At 62.3% G+C, this 14,640-nt stretch carries 14 protein-coding genes and 1 riboswitch; of the genes, 4 read left to right on the top strand and 10 right to left on the bottom strand.

Annotated features, from left to right (window positions below; all coding sequences use genetic code 11):
* Window positions 1-13: 13 nt before the first annotated feature.
* On the bottom strand, window positions 14-928 hold the full coding sequence (locus AC07TV_RS14135; RefSeq protein WP_494649014.1) for a 2-dehydropantoate 2-reductase: 915 nt from the start codon (window positions 926-928) through the stop codon (window positions 14-16).
* 21 nt (window positions 929-949) lie between these two features.
* Window positions 950-1,498, bottom strand: a complete 549-nt coding sequence (locus tag AC07TV_RS14130; protein ID WP_494649013.1) for a peroxiredoxin-like family protein — start codon at window positions 1,496-1,498, stop codon at window positions 950-952.
* Window positions 1,499-1,641: 143 nt separating this feature from the next.
* Here AC07TV_RS14130 and AC07TV_RS14125 point away from each other — a divergent pair, with 143 nt between their 5' ends.
* Window positions 1,642-2,475: a cupin domain-containing protein gene (locus AC07TV_RS14125; protein WP_494649012.1), complete on the top strand. Its 834-nt coding sequence runs from the start codon at window positions 1,642-1,644 to the stop codon at window positions 2,473-2,475.
* Between the two features lie 167 nt (window positions 2,476-2,642).
* Here AC07TV_RS14125 and AC07TV_RS14120 read toward each other — a convergent pair whose 3' ends face one another.
* The 6 genes from AC07TV_RS14120 to AC07TV_RS14095 form a co-directional block, all read right to left on the bottom strand.
* Entirely contained in the window at window positions 2,643-2,978 is a 336-nt protein-coding gene (locus AC07TV_RS14120; RefSeq protein ID WP_494649011.1) for a hypothetical protein, read from the bottom strand.
* Window positions 2,979-3,187: 209 nt separating this feature from the next.
* On the bottom strand, window positions 3,188-4,489 hold the full coding sequence (msrA, locus tag AC07TV_RS14115) for a peptide-methionine (S)-S-oxide reductase MsrA (RefSeq protein ID WP_494649010.1): 1,302 nt from the start codon (window positions 4,487-4,489) through the stop codon (window positions 3,188-3,190).
* Window positions 4,490-4,606: 117 nt separating this feature from the next.
* The gene (locus AC07TV_RS14110; RefSeq protein WP_494649009.1) at window positions 4,607-5,134 is read right to left on the bottom strand and encodes a GNAT family N-acetyltransferase; all 528 of its coding nucleotides are present in this window, start codon (window positions 5,132-5,134) and stop codon (window positions 4,607-4,609) included.
* Window positions 5,125-6,240, bottom strand: a complete 1,116-nt coding sequence (locus AC07TV_RS14105) for a ribonucleotide-diphosphate reductase subunit beta (protein ID WP_494649008.1) — start codon at window positions 6,238-6,240, stop codon at window positions 5,125-5,127. Before AC07TV_RS14105 ends, AC07TV_RS14110 begins: the two co-directional genes overlap by 10 nt.
* A gap of 15 nt (window positions 6,241-6,255) precedes the next feature.
* Window positions 6,256-7,056, bottom strand: a complete 801-nt coding sequence (locus AC07TV_RS14100; RefSeq protein WP_494649007.1) for an ABC transporter substrate-binding protein — start codon at window positions 7,054-7,056, stop codon at window positions 6,256-6,258.
* A 20-nt stretch (window positions 7,057-7,076) separates the two neighbouring features.
* The gene (locus AC07TV_RS14095) at window positions 7,077-9,845 is read right to left on the bottom strand and encodes a ribonucleoside-diphosphate reductase subunit alpha (protein WP_494649006.1); all 2,769 of its coding nucleotides are present in this window, start codon (window positions 9,843-9,845) and stop codon (window positions 7,077-7,079) included.
* Between the two features lie 161 nt (window positions 9,846-10,006).
* Window positions 10,007-10,208: riboswitch (cobalamin riboswitch) on the bottom strand.
* A 128-nt stretch (window positions 10,209-10,336) separates the two neighbouring features.
* Between AC07TV_RS14095 and AC07TV_RS14090 the strand changes: the two genes are divergently transcribed.
* Genes AC07TV_RS14090 through AC07TV_RS14080 form a run of 3 tightly spaced genes read left to right on the top strand, consistent with a single transcriptional unit; the run spans window position 10,337 to window position 12,556 of the window.
* Window positions 10,337-11,713, top strand: a complete 1,377-nt coding sequence (locus tag AC07TV_RS14090) for a 3'-5' exonuclease family protein (RefSeq protein ID WP_494649005.1) — start codon at window positions 10,337-10,339, stop codon at window positions 11,711-11,713.
* Window positions 11,714-11,724: 11 nt separating this feature from the next.
* Window positions 11,725-12,186, top strand: a complete 462-nt coding sequence (locus tag AC07TV_RS14085) for a CreA family protein (RefSeq protein WP_494649004.1) — start codon at window positions 11,725-11,727, stop codon at window positions 12,184-12,186.
* Between the two features lies 1 nt (window position 12,187).
* Window positions 12,188-12,556 carry a cupin domain-containing protein gene (locus AC07TV_RS14080; protein ID WP_494649003.1) on the top strand — a complete coding sequence of 123 codons (369 nt, stop codon included), beginning with the start codon at window positions 12,188-12,190 and terminating at the stop codon, window positions 12,554-12,556.
* Window positions 12,557-12,577: 21 nt separating this feature from the next.
* Here the strand turns inward: AC07TV_RS14080 and AC07TV_RS14075 are convergent, their stop codons facing one another.
* Window positions 12,578-13,345 carry a class I SAM-dependent methyltransferase gene (locus tag AC07TV_RS14075; RefSeq protein WP_494649002.1) on the bottom strand — a complete coding sequence of 256 codons (768 nt, stop codon included), beginning with the start codon at window positions 13,343-13,345 and terminating at the stop codon, window positions 12,578-12,580.
* The gene (locus AC07TV_RS14070) at window positions 13,332-14,573 is read right to left on the bottom strand and encodes a BtaA family protein (RefSeq protein ID WP_494649001.1); all 1,242 of its coding nucleotides are present in this window, start codon (window positions 14,571-14,573) and stop codon (window positions 13,332-13,334) included. The genes AC07TV_RS14075 and AC07TV_RS14070 overlap by 14 nt, the downstream gene beginning before the upstream one ends.
* Between the last annotated feature and the right edge of the window lie 67 nt (window positions 14,574-14,640).

Here is a 14,640-nt window from a genome sequence, read left to right as displayed (position 1 = left end):
CGGCGCCATGGCGTCAGGCTGAACGTGCCGCCTGCACCGCCAGATGCGTGTACGCCTGGCGTACGAGATCGATGGGCAAACCGAGGGCAATACCGCGTTCGGCCATGGCGCCGAGAATGTGCTGATATTCCGTACGTTGTCCGGCCAACAGGTCGCGCAGCATCGAGGCGGTAAACGACGAGCCGGGCGCAATCAGCATGCCGAGCGCCTTTTCCGTGGCGGCCTGACCGGTTGGATAGCCGCTCAGTCGGGCGACTGCGCAACATTCGTCGTACATCTGGCGGATCAGGGCTTCGCCATAGGGGGTCGCGATGATCTCGCCGACCGAGCCGCGGCACAGCGTGGTCATGCCGGCCAACGCGGCCAGGAAAACCCATTTGTCCCACAGGGCCTGCTCGATATTCTCGGCATAGACGCTGGTAAACGGCGCTTTGCTGCACAGGGCAATGAATTCCCGGGCCAATTCAACGTGCGCTGGGTCACGCGGACCAACGGTCAGGCTGTGCATATCGTTCAATTGGCGAACGGCGCCGGTTTCGGTAATTGTCGCGGCGATATGGGCGACGCCACCCATCACCGCGGCGCGACCGAATTTTCGATCCAGGACGACCAGATGTTCGATGCCGTTCAGGAAAGGCAGCACCACTGCACTGCCGCGAGCGTTTTCGAGTGAAGCCAGGGCGTCATCCAGATCGTAGGACTTGGGTGCCAGGATGATCAGGTCGTAAATCGGCGTCACGCTGGCGGCAGTGACCGTTGCCGGTTGCACCACGAAATTGCCGCGGGGCGTCTCGATGTGCAGGCCCTTATTGGCGATCATGGCCTGGCGTTTTTCGCGCAAAAGAAAGGTCACGTCAGCACCGCTACGCAGCAACTGGGCACCGAAATAGCCGCCTATCCCTCCGGCGCCGAGAATGAGGATTTTCATGAGCGGATTCTCCTTGATAAATCAGACGGGACCGGCATATTCGCCACGTGCCGGGTAGTCATTGGCGATGGCAAAGTCGATAGCGCCAAGCAGGTCTTGAAACTGAGGCCGAGCGAAGGGCATGGTTTGCACCGCACCGTAATACAGCGTGCCATCCGGACGAACGAGAAAGACACCCGGCTCGCTGAACAGCGCCGGCTCCTCGATGCCGATGGACGTCTTGCCACGCGAGGCGCTGATGTACAGCCCCCATTGGCGGGCGCTTTTGAGGCTCAAGCCGTAGCCGATCTTCAGCGCACCGGCCTTGACCTTGTCGGCCATGGCGTGGGCGCGCTCACCATCGTCGCTACTGATGGCGACGACCTGCACGCCACGTTTTTCGAACTCTGGCGCCAGGCGTTCGAGTTCCAGCAGGTACTTGGCGCATATCGGGCAATGCAGGCCACGATAGAAGGCCACAAGGTCAAAGCGTTCTCCCGGAGCGGCACCGAGCACGAAACGGTTACCGTCGGTTAGCGCCACATTGAGCGCGGGAACGGGGTGGCGGGGCATCAGGGCGGTTGCAGTCATCAGGCATCCTTTCGTTGAATTTCTGGCGGCTTTGGAAACAGCGTGGCAGGCCGGGGCTGCGCAACGTGATTCGTTGACCGATACGTGCCATTATGTTGAACTGATCGCAATCATTCGTTCACATATATTTGCAATTCGTACAGATGCAAGCTAAACGCCTCGACCGACTTTCCGCCCTGCTCCAAGGCCTGGCGCCGCGCGTGCAGGTCAACCTGCCGCCAGCCGGCATCGCCAGCCTTACATTCGCGGCGGAAGCGCCGCCCTTCCTGCATATCCACTTGCTGGCGGAAGGTGAGATGCGCTTGCAGCTGCGGTCTGCCGCCAGCTTTGCGCTTCAGGCTCCGTGCATCGTCGTCTGCCGTTCAGACACCGCGCATGCGCTCGAGACTCCCTCGGCAGAAACATTCAGGCGCCTGATGTGCGCCCGCGCCTGGCTCGATGGCCCCGTCGCCCCGCTGCTGCTCAACGAATTCGCTGCCCCGCTGGTGGTTCCGGTCGACGGCGCCGAGTCCTCACTGCGCCATGTCATCAACCTTATTTCCTCAGAACTGGAGGCGCCGCGCTGCGGCCAGCCGGCACTGCTCGACCGGGCCGGGGATATCCTGTTCATCGGCCTGCTGCGCCACCTGATCGCCCACCCGAAAACTGCCGGCGGCCTGTTGAATGGCCTGGCCGACCCGCGCATCGCCCGCGCCCTGGTGGCAATCCATACCAGACCGCAAGATAAATGGACGCTGGAATCGTTGGCCGAAGAAGCCGGCATGTCGCGCACCGCATTCGCCAACACCTTCCGCGAAGTCATGCGGACTACTCCGGGCAAGTATCTCTCGACCATCCGTCTGGCGATTGCCCAGCGCGCCGTGCTGTCGGGCAAAGGATTGAAGGCAGCAGCGCGGGATGCCGGCTACACCAGCCCCTCGGCACTGTCGCGAGCGTTGTCGAACATCAGCTCCGCCCCATATCCTTCCACTCCGTAACCAGACAAGCTGGCGCTCCTGGCTGTCCTCGCCACCATAAACCGGGGCTGGCTTGACGGTGGGCGCCGAATGGCGCTTTCGTCCGGAGTTGCGGGGCGCTGCCTTTCCCCTTTTCTACAACTGCAAGTAGAAAGCTGAAATCCCGCTGGTTCAGCCAGCAGGATTGCCTACGCCTCGCCGTTATGCACGGCGCTCAGGCGCTCGGAAACGTATTCGCCGCGCGCCGTCGAGTTGTTTTCCTGGCCGTTCGTGACACACCAGGCGAAGAACTCTTCGGGAACGATCTGGTATTCCAGGGCCAGCACGCCGGAGCGCTGGAAGTTGCGGCGGGCCAGAACGGCCATCGCCTTCCATTTTTCGAATGACTCTTCGAAACAGTCGGGATCGACGGCCGTGGCCTTGACCTCGGCCCAGGTTTCCGGGGTGTACCAGGTGACGCCAATGACCAGCGACTGGGTGCGGCGCTTGGCCTTGATGCTTTGGTAGAGGGTGGGTTTTCTCATGATCGGGATAGGCGGCAGGAGTTATTGAGGAAAGGCCGACAGCCAGCCAGAGAAATTGGCCACTGCAAGGCACCTCATTAAGCTACAGGTCGCTATCCGGGCACAAGTCCTGCGCAGCTGATTTTTGCAACGGGCTGCCAAATCGGCCAGCCGATTGCCGTCACCTTATCCCGGTTTGCTTTAGCGCCGTTTGGTGGTTCGCACCAGCCTTACGCCCCCTTGTCCGGGACAAACTTCAACACGTTGCCGTTGATGCAATAGCGCTTGTGGGTTGGTGGCGGGCCGTCGTCGAAGACGTGGCCAAGGTGGATGCCGGAACTGGCGCTGCGCACTTCGACGCGCTTCATGCCCATGCTGATATCTTCATGCTGGGTGATGGCTCCGGGCAGCGGGTTGAAGAAGCTGGGCCAGCCGGTGCCGCTCTCGAACTTGGTATCGCTGCGGAACAGCGCGACGCCGGTGATCGGATCGACGAAGGTGCCGGCGCGTTTTTCATCGAGATTGGAGCCGGTGCCGGGGCGCTCGGTGCCCTGCTCGAAGGCGATTTTCTGCTGCGCCGGGGTGAGCAGGTGGAAGCCCAGCCATTTCCAGAAACGCGGCGTTTCGCCGCTGTAGCCGGTGTAACGCGAGACCTCCTTGCCTTTCTCGAAGAGCACCATGGTCGGCGTCGCAAACAGCGCTTTTTCCAGAGTCCAGCCGGCCGGCGGCTCGGGGTTCAGGGTACTGACGACGGCGACCGGCGATTGCCAGTGGTCGAGGACGTCGGCCTTGAACTTGCGGCAGTAGGCGCAGTCTTCGCCTTCGAAGACGATCAGCTGGCGCTCGAAGTTGAGCGCCTTGGCGTCCAGTCGTGGCGCCTTGACGGCAGCGTTCGGCATCGGCGTCGCGGCGCCGGCGACCGGGTATTTGACACCCGTGCCGCCCAGACCGCAGTAGCCGTTCGGATTTTTCTGCAGGTAATCCTGGTGGTATTCCTCGGCCGAAAAATACGTTTTCAGCGGCGCGATTTCGCTGGTGATCTTGCCCTGGCCGGCCGCGGTCAGAGCGCCTTGATAAACGTCGCGGGTTTTAAGCGCGACGGCCTGCTGGCTATCGCTGTTGGTGTACACCGCGCTGCGGTAGTTGGTGCCGACGTCATTGCCCTGGCGGTTGCCCTGCGTCGGGTCATGGCTTTCCCAGAACTGGATCAGAACTTTTTCGACATCGACCTTGGCCGGATCGAAAGTGACCTTGACCACTTCGGCATGGTTGCGCTGGGTTGTCTTGCCCCATTGCAGCTTTTTTTCATGCGCCAGCACTGCATCGTAGGTTCCGGCAATGTCGCCGTTGGCGTAGCCGCTTTCGACATCGAGCACACCGGGAATGGCCGACATCCGCTTTTCGGCACCCCAAAAACAGCCCATACCAAGCACGATGCTCTCGGTGACGGCCGGCATGGCTGGCTTGGCCGCCTTGGCGACGGCTTCGCCGTCAGTACACGCGGCAATCAGAAAACTGCTGGAGATGGCCAAAAGTAGTCCTTGAACGAATCCTCGGGGTGACATTGCTTGCCTTTCGCTGGCGAGGGAGGCTGATCGGACCAATACGCCTGATCACCGCCTTCCGCCTGAAGTGGACGGTCTGATTTCTCAGTGGTTCCCATTAGTCGCTGGCGACAGGGATTCCTTACAGATGGATTGAAATCCGATGAATTTCCCTGACTGCGGTAACTGGACACGCACCCGTGGATAGCCCGCACCTTCCGTCATCGCATAGCCCAACCCGGCGCAGATGTGGCGCGCCGCCGGGTGGCCGGTGGCGAGATGGATTTCGCGCATGCCGCCGGCCGCTGCGGCGGCCAGCGCCGCACCGAAGAGCAGCCTGGCCCGGCCTTGCTGACGCCAGTGCGGCAGCACGCTGGCCCCCAGTTCGGCGACGGCCCCATGCACCGCCAAGTGGATGAAGCCGGAAAGTCGGCCATCCGATTCCTGCGTCGCCAGACAAATATCGTCACCGAAATCGATGCGCCCGTTATAGGCGACGATGCCGGCATCGGACAGCGCCGTGGCAAAGCGGCCATAGCGGTCATCGGCACTCAGGGCCAGCAGATGCGCCAGCACCGCCGGGCGGGCTGCCGCCGTCAGCCGGCGCGGCTCGCCATCGCCACTCAATCCCAAGCCAGCGCCCCACCCGTCTGATACTCGGTGACGCGGGTTTCGAAGAAGTTTTTCTCCTTGCGCAGATTGGCTTGTTCGTCGAGCCAGGGCAGGACGTTTTCGGCACCGGGGAAAGGTTCGGCGACGCCGACTTGCCGCGCCCGCCGGTTGGCGATGAAGCGGAACTGGGCGACATGCAGTTCGGCGTTGTAGCCGAGGATCGGTTCGCGCAGGATGTAGCCGGCGTAGGCGGTTTCGGCCGCCTCGGCTTCGTCCCACAGTTGGCGCAGGGCGGCCGGGTCGAGCGTCAGGTTTTCCTCGATCAACAATTCGCGGATGACGCGGATGCCGAAGGCGCAGTGCAGGACCTCGTCGCGCATGATGTATTGCAGCTGCTCGGCGGCGCCTTTCATGAGGCCGCGCCGTTGCAGCGCGAAGACGGGGGTGAAGCCGTTGTAGAACCAGCAGCCTTCGAAGATCACGGCGAAGAAGAAATAGGACAGCGCGAATTCGTGCAGGTTGGCGCGGTCGGTGAGGTCGAAATCAGAGCGCAGCACCTTTTCCAGCCGACGGTTGGCCAGGGCGATCTTGCCGTGGATTTCCGGCACGACGCGGTAGCGGTTGTAGATTTCCTGCTGGTCGAGACCGAGGCTTTCGATGCAGTGCTGGTAGGTCCAGGTGTGCAGCGCTTCTTCGTAGACCTGGCGGGCCTGGTAGATCTGCAATTCCGGCGCGCTCATCTTTTCCATGACGGCCAGGCCGATGTTGCGCATGGCGAGGATGTCGGAGGTCGTCAGGTAGGCCAGGACGTTTTCGAAAACGTGGCGCTCAGCCGGCGAGAGTTTGTGCTGATAATCGTGCACGTCCTGCGCCATGCCGATCTCGAGCGGCGTCCAGTGGTTGCGGTTGGCTTTGAGGAAAAACTCCCAGGCCCACGGGTACTTGAACGGGGCGAGCTGGTTGATGTCGGCCTTGCCGTTGACGATGCGCTTGTCGGCGGCGTTGGTTGGGGCCAGGCTGGTGGTGGCGGTTTCCATTTTTGGCGAAAAATTCCGGTTGACCGTGGGAATCCCGGAAGCAGCGGTTTGGACTGGCGTATCCCAGTCGTCGAAGCGAAAAGCGTTCATTTTCTGGACTCCTGATCAATTGCCGAAGGCGGCCATCGTTTGCCGCAGCTCTTCAAGCCCCTTGAGCAGATCGGGGCCGGGATGAGTGAAATACTCGCCGGTCAGCGGCAGGATGGGGATGCCCGGCTTGGCGATGGCCGGGTTGCAGCTTTCGCCGCGCCGGCTTTGCAGGGCAAAGATCAGATCGGGCTGGCGCCGGCCGATCCAGGCGGCAACGTCGCCATCCGGCGTATCCGGCTTGAAATTGCGGATGCTGTCGTGGTCGGTCACGACCTCGAAGCCGGCGGCGGAAAAGACTTCGTGCAGCGTCGTACCCTGGCCGAACGAATACGGTGCATTGCTGCAGGCCGAGAGAATCAGTACGCGGCGCTGGCGGCTGTCGACCAACGCGGCAGCGCGCCAGTCGGCGGCGAATTTGTCGACGCGACGGTCGATGTCGGGGACCCCGGCAGCCCGGCCGATGTCGCGCAACATCGCCTCGACCCCGGCCATGCCGCGAAAGCCACCAACGCGCAACACCTTGGCGCCGGCAGGCGTCGCCTCCGTCACTTTGGCGGCCGGCGTCCATTCGGAAAAGATGACCAGATCGGGCGCCAGCATGTCGATCACTCCGGCATCGGGATCGATGACGCCGCCGGTATCCGGCCGCGCCAGGGTGTCGTAACGACTGACGCCGACAACGCAGTCGCTCAGCCCCAGCCAATCGAGGGCGCGGCTGATGTAGGGCGACTGGCTGACGATGCGCGGGCAGTCGGCTGCTTGGGCGAGGCTGGCCGAGAGGGTCAGACAGAGCAAGGCAATGTGGCGGAATTTCATGGTTTTCCTGTGGATGGGATTCATTGGCATGCTTCGCACTCCGGGTTGTCTATCGCGCAGAACTTCGGCTCTTCCGGCACCGCCGCCTCGTCGCGCCCGCCCGCTTTCTCGGCCTGGCTGGCGCCCAGCGTGCGCAGGTAGTATGTGGTTTTCAAACCGCGCAGCCAGGCCAGTTTGTAGATTTCATCGAGCTTCTTGCCCGAGTGCAGCGCCAGGTAGAGGTTCAGCGACTGGGCCTGGTCGATCCATTTCTGACGACGGGCGGCGGCTTCAATGAGCCACACCGGGTCGATCTCGAAGGCCGTCGCGTAACGGGCCTTGAGTTCGTCCGGTACGCGCTCGATGCGGGCCAGCGAACCGTCGAAATACTTGAGATCGGCGACCATGACTTCGTCCCACAGGCCAAGCGCCTTGAGGTCGCGGACCAGCGCCTCGTTGACCACGGTGAACTCGCCGGACAGGTTGGATTTGACGTAGAGGTTCTGGTAGGCCGGCTCGATGCTGGCCGAGACGCCGACGATGTTGGAGATGGTCGCCGTCGGCGCGATGGCGACGCAGTTGGAATTGCGCATGCCGTGGCGGGCGATGCGTTCGCGCAGGGCGTTCCAGTCGAGCTTGGCGTCGCGATTGACGTCGAGATGCCCGCCCCGCCCTGCTTCCAGCAAGTTGATTGAATCGAGCGGCAGGATGCCCTGATCCCACAAGCTGCCGGCAAAGCTCGAATACCGACCGCGCTCGCGGGCCAGTTCGCTCGATGCCGAATAGGCGTGGTAGCAGACGGCTTCCATGGTTTTGTCGGCGAAATCCACCGCCGCGGTCGACCCATAAGGCAAGCCGATTTCGTACAGGCAATCGGCGAAACCCATGATGCCGAGGCCGACCGGCCGATGCCGCAGGTTGGCGTTGCGCGCCTTGGGCGTGGCGTAAAAGTTGATGTCGACGACGTTGTCGAGCATGCGCAAAGCGGTGCTCACGGTGCGGGCCAGCTTGGCCTGATCCAAGGCGCCGTCCTTCAGATGCGCCAGCAGATTGACGGAGCCAAGGTTGCAGACGGCGGTTTCCTCGTCCGAGGTATTGAGCGTGATCTCGGTGCACAGGTTGCTCGAATGCACGACGCCGCAGTGCTGCTGCGGCGAGCGCAGGTTGCAGGCATCCTTGAAAGTGATCCACGGATGGCCGGTTTCGAACAGCATGGTCAGCATCTTGCGCCACAGCTGGACGGCGGGGATTTTCTTGTGCAGCTTGAGCCGGCCGGCGGCGGCCTGCACCTCGTAGCCGACGTAGGCCACCTCGAACTCGGCGCCGAATTTTTCGTGAAGATCGGGTACATCGACCGGTGAAAACAACGTCCATTCGGCGTTGTCCATCACCCGTTTCATGAACAGGTCGGGAATCCAGTTGGCCGTGTTCATGTCGTGCGTACGGCGGCGCTCGTCGCCGGTGTTCTTGCGCAAGTCGAGGAATTCCTCGATGTCGAGGTGCCAGGTTTCGAGATAGGCGCAGACGGCGCCTTTGCGCTTGCCGCCCTGGTTCACGGCGACCGCCGTGTCATTGACCACTTTCAGGAAAGGAATAACGCCCTGACTCTGGCCGTTGGTGCCCTTGATCCGGCTGCCCAGAGAGCGCACCGGCGTCCAGTCGTTGCCGAGGCCGCCGGCGTATTTCTGCAACAGCGCGTTTTCCTTGATGCTCTGGTAGATGCCGTCGAGATCGTCGGCGACGGTGGTCAGGTAGCACGACGACAGCTGCGAATGCAGCGTGCCGCTGTTGAACAGCGTCGGCGTCGAGCACATGAAATCGAAGCTGGAAATCAGGTCGTAGAACTCGATGGCGCGGGCTTCGCGGTCGATTTCGTTGAGCGCCAGGCCCATCGCGACGCGCATGAAGAAAATCTGCGGCAGTTCGATGCGGCGTCCTTCGATGTGCAGGAAATAGCGGTCATACAGCGTCTGTAGCCCAAGGTAGCCAAACTGCAGGTCGCGTTCCGGCTTGAGCGCGGCGGCCAGACGCAGCAGGTCGAAGCTGGCGAGGCGCGGGTCGAGCAACTCCGCGGCGATGCCCTGCTTGATGAAATTTGGCAAATATTCCGGGTTGACCGTGGCAAGCTCATCCAGCTTCACCGGCCGGCCGAGCACTTCGCGCCCCAGGCTGGCCAGCAACAGGCGGGCGGTGACCTGGTTGTAGGCTGGCTCGCGCTCGATCAGGGTGCGCGCGGCAAGGATCAGCGCCTGGTAAACGTCGGCCAGCGGCACCCCGTCGTAGAGATTTTTCAGGGCGCTATCAAAGATGGTTTTACCCGAAACCACGTCGCCAAGCCCGAAGCAGGCAGCTTCGCAATTCCTGAGCAGCAAGGCGCGATCAAGCGGCTGACGCACGCCGTTATCGAGCACATGGAGTTCGATAACAGCGGGCTCGTCCCCATGGCTGGCCGCCCGCTCACCGGCGCGGCGCTCGCGGTAAAGCACGTAGGCGCGGGCCACGTCATGCTCGCCAGCGCGCATCAACGCCAGTTCAACCTGATCCTGGATGTCCTCGATATGCACCGTGCCGCCGTCGGGCAGGCGGCGGGTCAGCGAATTGACCACCGTCTGCGTCAGGCGGGCGACGACCTCGCGCAGACGCGACGACACCGCGCTCTGGCTGCCCTCGACAGCAAGAAAGGCCTTGCTCAGCGCGACGGCGATCTTGTCGGCGTCGAAGGCAACGAGCGCGCCGTTGCGGCGGATGACTTGCAGAGCAGCAACCGCGAAGGCGTTAGCGGCTGAAAGAGACTGGACATTGGATGGCAAGGCGATTCTCCGTATCGGGGGGCGGAGAACCGAGTGCGTAACCGGCCGGCGCACGCGGACCAGCGCTGCGGAGACAAACCCGGCAACGACTGGACACGACGGACAAACAGCAATGGACCACGCAAAAAACCTCTCGTCAGGGACACCCCGCCCCAAAAACATGAAAGAAATTTGTCGTGGCAGGTCTCCTGGCTCTCGGTTCATTGCGTTTCACCCGCCTTCCCGGACGCATCCAGTGGCATGTGTTGGCGAAACGCTCGCCGATTACAGTTGCGGGGGCAGCCCCGGAATTCAGACCTTGCGGCCTGGCACCGGATTCCCGTTTTAATCCCCTGAAAGGGAACCATCAACAGCGCCGAGTCTAACGACGACGCATGCCATGGTCAACACCGGAACACTAAATAAGGCCTCAGTACTCACACCAGACACTACCGGTAGTGTTTTTTACCGGAACAGACGCCAGAGGATGCCGTCCGTGAGAAAATCCGTCCATGCGACCCCTAGCCTTCGTAGACCTCGAAACCACCGGCGCCACCGCCACCCATGACCGCATCACCGAAATCGGTATTGTCGAAGTCGATGCCGACGGTTCCGTGCGCGAATGGCAGCAGCTGGTCAATCCCGGCATGCGGATTCCGCCTTTCATCGAGCAACTGACCGGTATCAGCAACGACATGGTGGCCGATGCGCCGCCGTTCGAGGCTGTCGCCGCCGAAACCATGAAGCGCCTCGAAGGCCGGCTGTTCATTGCCCACAACGCGCGTTTCGACTATGGCTTTCTCAAGAACGAGTTCAAGCGCCTCGGCATCACGTTTCGCGCCTCGGTGTTGTGCACCGTCAAGCTGTCGCGCACCTTGTTTCCCGAGCACAAGCGGCACAATCTCGACAGCCTGATCGAGCGTCATGACCTGCAGGCCGAGGCCCGGCACCGGGCGCTGGCCGACGCGCAACTGATCCACCAGTTTTGGCAAAAAATCCACGTCGACCGCAGCATTCACGACATCGAAGCCGCGCTCAAGGCGCAGAACGCCCACCCCAGCCTGCCACCGCATCTCGACGCCGGGATCATCGATGAATTGCCCGAAGGCCCCGGCGTTTATCTGTTTTACGGTGAAAACAATCTGCCGCTCTATGTCGGCAAGGCCAAGGACATCCGCCAGCGCGTGCTCTCGCATTTTGCTGGCGACCACAGCGCTGCCAAGGAAATGGAACTCGCCCAGCAGGTCAAGCGCATCGACTGGGTCGAAACGGCTGGTGAAATTGGCGCGCTGCTCAAGGAATCGGCGCTGGTCAAGCAATTGCAGCCAAGTCACAACCGCCAATTGCGCAAGAACGACGAGGCCTGCACATGGACGCTGGTCGACGAGGGCGAAGGCTGGCTGCGCCCGCAACTCATGGCCCTGGCCGATATCGATGCCGGCCTGACCAGTGCCTGCTACGGCCTGTTCAAGACCACAAAAGAAGCCAACAAGGTGCTGCAAGCACTGGCCCAGTCGCACAATCTGTGCGATGTGCTGCTCGGGCTGGAAAAAGTAAAACCCGGCAAACCGTGCTTCGGCCACCAGATCCGCCGTTGCAAGGGGGCCTGCATTGGCGCCGAACCCTACGCCAAACATACAGTTCGTCTGATCTCGGCGCTCGTCGGCCTCAAGCTCGTCGCCTGGCCCTTCGCCGGCCCGGGGCTGTTTCGCGAGGGCGACCAAATCCACCTGATCGAAGGCTGGCGCTACCTCGGCAGCGCCGCCTCGGACGAAGAACTGCACGCCCTGCTCGACAGCCCGCGCCCGGCCTTTGACCGCGACATCTACAAAATCCTCACAAAATACGTCGGCAAGCTGATTCCGTTATCATCGAGCCGACCATCCTGAACGGAACCATCATGAAAACCGCCGCCCTTGTTATCGCCACCCTCTCGGCTTTCTCCCTGCCCACCGTCGCCGAAGAAATCGGCTGCTCGACAACGACCTGGAAACTGATCGGAGCCAATCACCGGGTCTGCATTTACGCCTACGACGACCCGAAGATTCCCGGTGTGACCTGCCACGTCAGCCAGGCCCGCACCGGTGGCGTCAAGGGCAGCTTCGGGCTGGCCGAAGATCCGTCGCAGTTCTCGCTGGCCTGCCGCCAGATCGGCCCGATCACCCTGCCCCCCAAGCTGTCGGAAGACGAAATCGTGTTCAGCAACGACACCTCGATTTTCTTCAAGGAAACCGATGTCCATCGCTTCTTCGACCACAAGCGCAACGTCCTGATTTACATGGCGATCAGCCGCAAGATCATCGAAGGCGCCCCGGCCAATGCCATCTCGACCGTGCCGATCCAGCCGTGGGGCGGCAAGTAAGGTGAAAACCTCGCGCGACGCGATCAGCCCCTACATCACCAAGGACGGCTCGGAAATCCGCGAATTGCTGCACCCGGCCCACCACGGCGCGCGAAACCAGAGTCTGGCCGAAGCGCTGGTGCCGGCCGGCTGCACGACCTTGCTGCATCGCCATGAAGTGACCGAAGAGATTTACCACGTCACCGGCGGCACGGGAATCATGACACTGGGCGCTGAAAAATTCCCGATCGGCCCCGGCGACAGCGTGCTGATCCCGCCCGGGACGCCGCATTGCGTGGTGAATACGGGGGAAGCGACGCTGGTCATTCTGTGTTGCTGTGCGCCGGCTTATTCGCACGAGGATACGATTTTGCTGGCGGAGTCGGCTTAGGAAATACGCCGCCTGTTGGCGTCAGCCCGCCTTCTTCAACCATTCCGGCAGTGTCGCCGAAAGCTGACTCCCCTCGCCTACCAGTTCAGGCCGCTCCCCGACAAACAGGTAATACGGTGCCTGAACGCCCGGCAGATAGGGAACCGGTGCCCGCAGCTCAGCCGAAAACTGCTCGACGAACATTCGCCTGAGCATGGCCAGGTGCTCTCCCGACAAATGCACGCCGTCATGGCCGAACCATTTGCGCCAGAAGGTGTTGCTCAATCGACCACCGGCGGCTGGCAGATGAAAATCAACGACGCCGATGCGCCCACCCGGGGCCAGCATGGCCTGGGCATTGGCGATCACTCGCGACCAGTCGGGAATCATCGTCAGCGCATACGACATGAAGACGAAATCGACCGGTTGATCGGGCTGCCAAGTCGTCGCATCGGCCTCGATGACCCTGATCCGCTCATGGCCGGCCGCCCGTTGCCGGGCCACGTCGAGCAAGGCCGGGCAGAGGTCGACCATGTCGAAACTGGCGAACTGGCCAGCCCGGGCACCGATCCGCAGCAGGCTGCTGCCCGTGCCGCAACCGAGTTCGGCGACCCGGGCGCCGGCCTGCAGACCCAGCCGCTGGATCAGCTCCTGCCGGCCGTGCAGCAGGCGCTCGCGAAAGGCATCGTAACGGTCGGCCTGCGGCGCATAGAAAGCCTGCAGGCGTTCGGCGTGGCTGCCCGAGTTCGGCTGACCACGCAGCAAGCGCCACAGAATTCGGGCGTCGGCCGCCAGATCAGCCGCGGCCATGTTCCGCCAGTTGGGCAACGACAAACCCGGCGTAGGTGTGCACACGGTCGTCGCCTTGCAGGTGGGCGGCGAGCTCGGTCTCATAGTTGAGCATTTCCTTGAGCGGCTTGTGCTGCGGGCCGGCCGTCACCCAGTCGAGGAACGGCGGATTGGCGTGGGCGCTGCGTAGCAGCAGCCGGGCCTTGGGTGCCGCCCGCTCGAAGATGGCGTTCCATTCTTCGATCAGCGCCGCCGGGTAATAGCAGCTCATCCAGTCCATGTGGTCGAGCAGCACGAAGCGCGTGATCGGCTCGTCGCCGGCCTGCAGGAACTCGGTGACGGTGCAGGTATGCGGCTCGATGCAATCGACCAGGCCGCCCTTCAGTGCGTTGAAGTTTTCTTCTTTCAGGTAGGACGGGCAGCAGTCGCGGGTGTAGCTGCCGGTCAGATAGACGCGCCAGAAATAGTTTTCACCGACCGGCAAGTTGCGGAAGACGTATTCGATGGCATCGCGGATGAAGCCCGAAACGCCGCCCGGGTGCTGGCCCTGGACCAGTCGGCGCTGCGGATGCGGCACGCCGAGGAGGCTCATGGTCAGCTGGCGGTTGAGCACCCAGTTGATGACCGGCGTCCACAATTCGCTGGCGATCTTCTGGTCGTAAATCTGGCGTTGTTCGACCAGATTGGTCGAGGCGAACAGTTCGGTGACACGCTGGGCCAGCGCCGGCCGCATGCGGAAATAGGTACGGAAACCGCGCGCCACGAAACCGGCCAGGCCATGAAAATAGAAGCTGCCGTGACGGCTGCAAAACCAGTTGAAACGGCGATCCCAGTAGGTTTTGGCGAAATCGGACAATTCGGCCCGCAGCTGGTGGCGGTAGATGGTCTTGATGTTGGGGTGAAAGCCGCTACCGAAAATGGCGAAGAAATCGTCGAAGCCGAGCTTGCGGATACCCGCCATCTTCAATTCGAGCAGCGCGTTCTGGCGCGGGTTGGCATCGATCGCATAAACCTTGGCCGGCCCCTGCAGGGCGTAATCGAGCGCATTGCAACCGGCGCTGGTGATCACCATCACCGTATCCTGCGGCCCGAGGTGCAGGGCCTGGCGGTCGACCGCCGGGTCTTCCCAGCAGGTGTTGTAAACCAGCGAGCGCGAATAGAGCGCATCGAAAATCTTCTGGTCGATGCGGTCCTTGAGGGTCAGATTGAGAGCGGGTACAGCCAGGTTCTGCGGTGCGGGTGCGTTCATGTCGGCGCGGGTCGGTTTGGAATTTCCCGAAATTAAGCGCCGCGTGTTACGACCCCATGACAAACGG

This window comes from Azonexus sp. GW821-FHT04F04, from assembly GCF_059420025.1.
The sequence above is the reverse complement of the archived record's forward strand: the minus strand, read 5'-3'. Positions and strand labels throughout refer to the sequence as shown.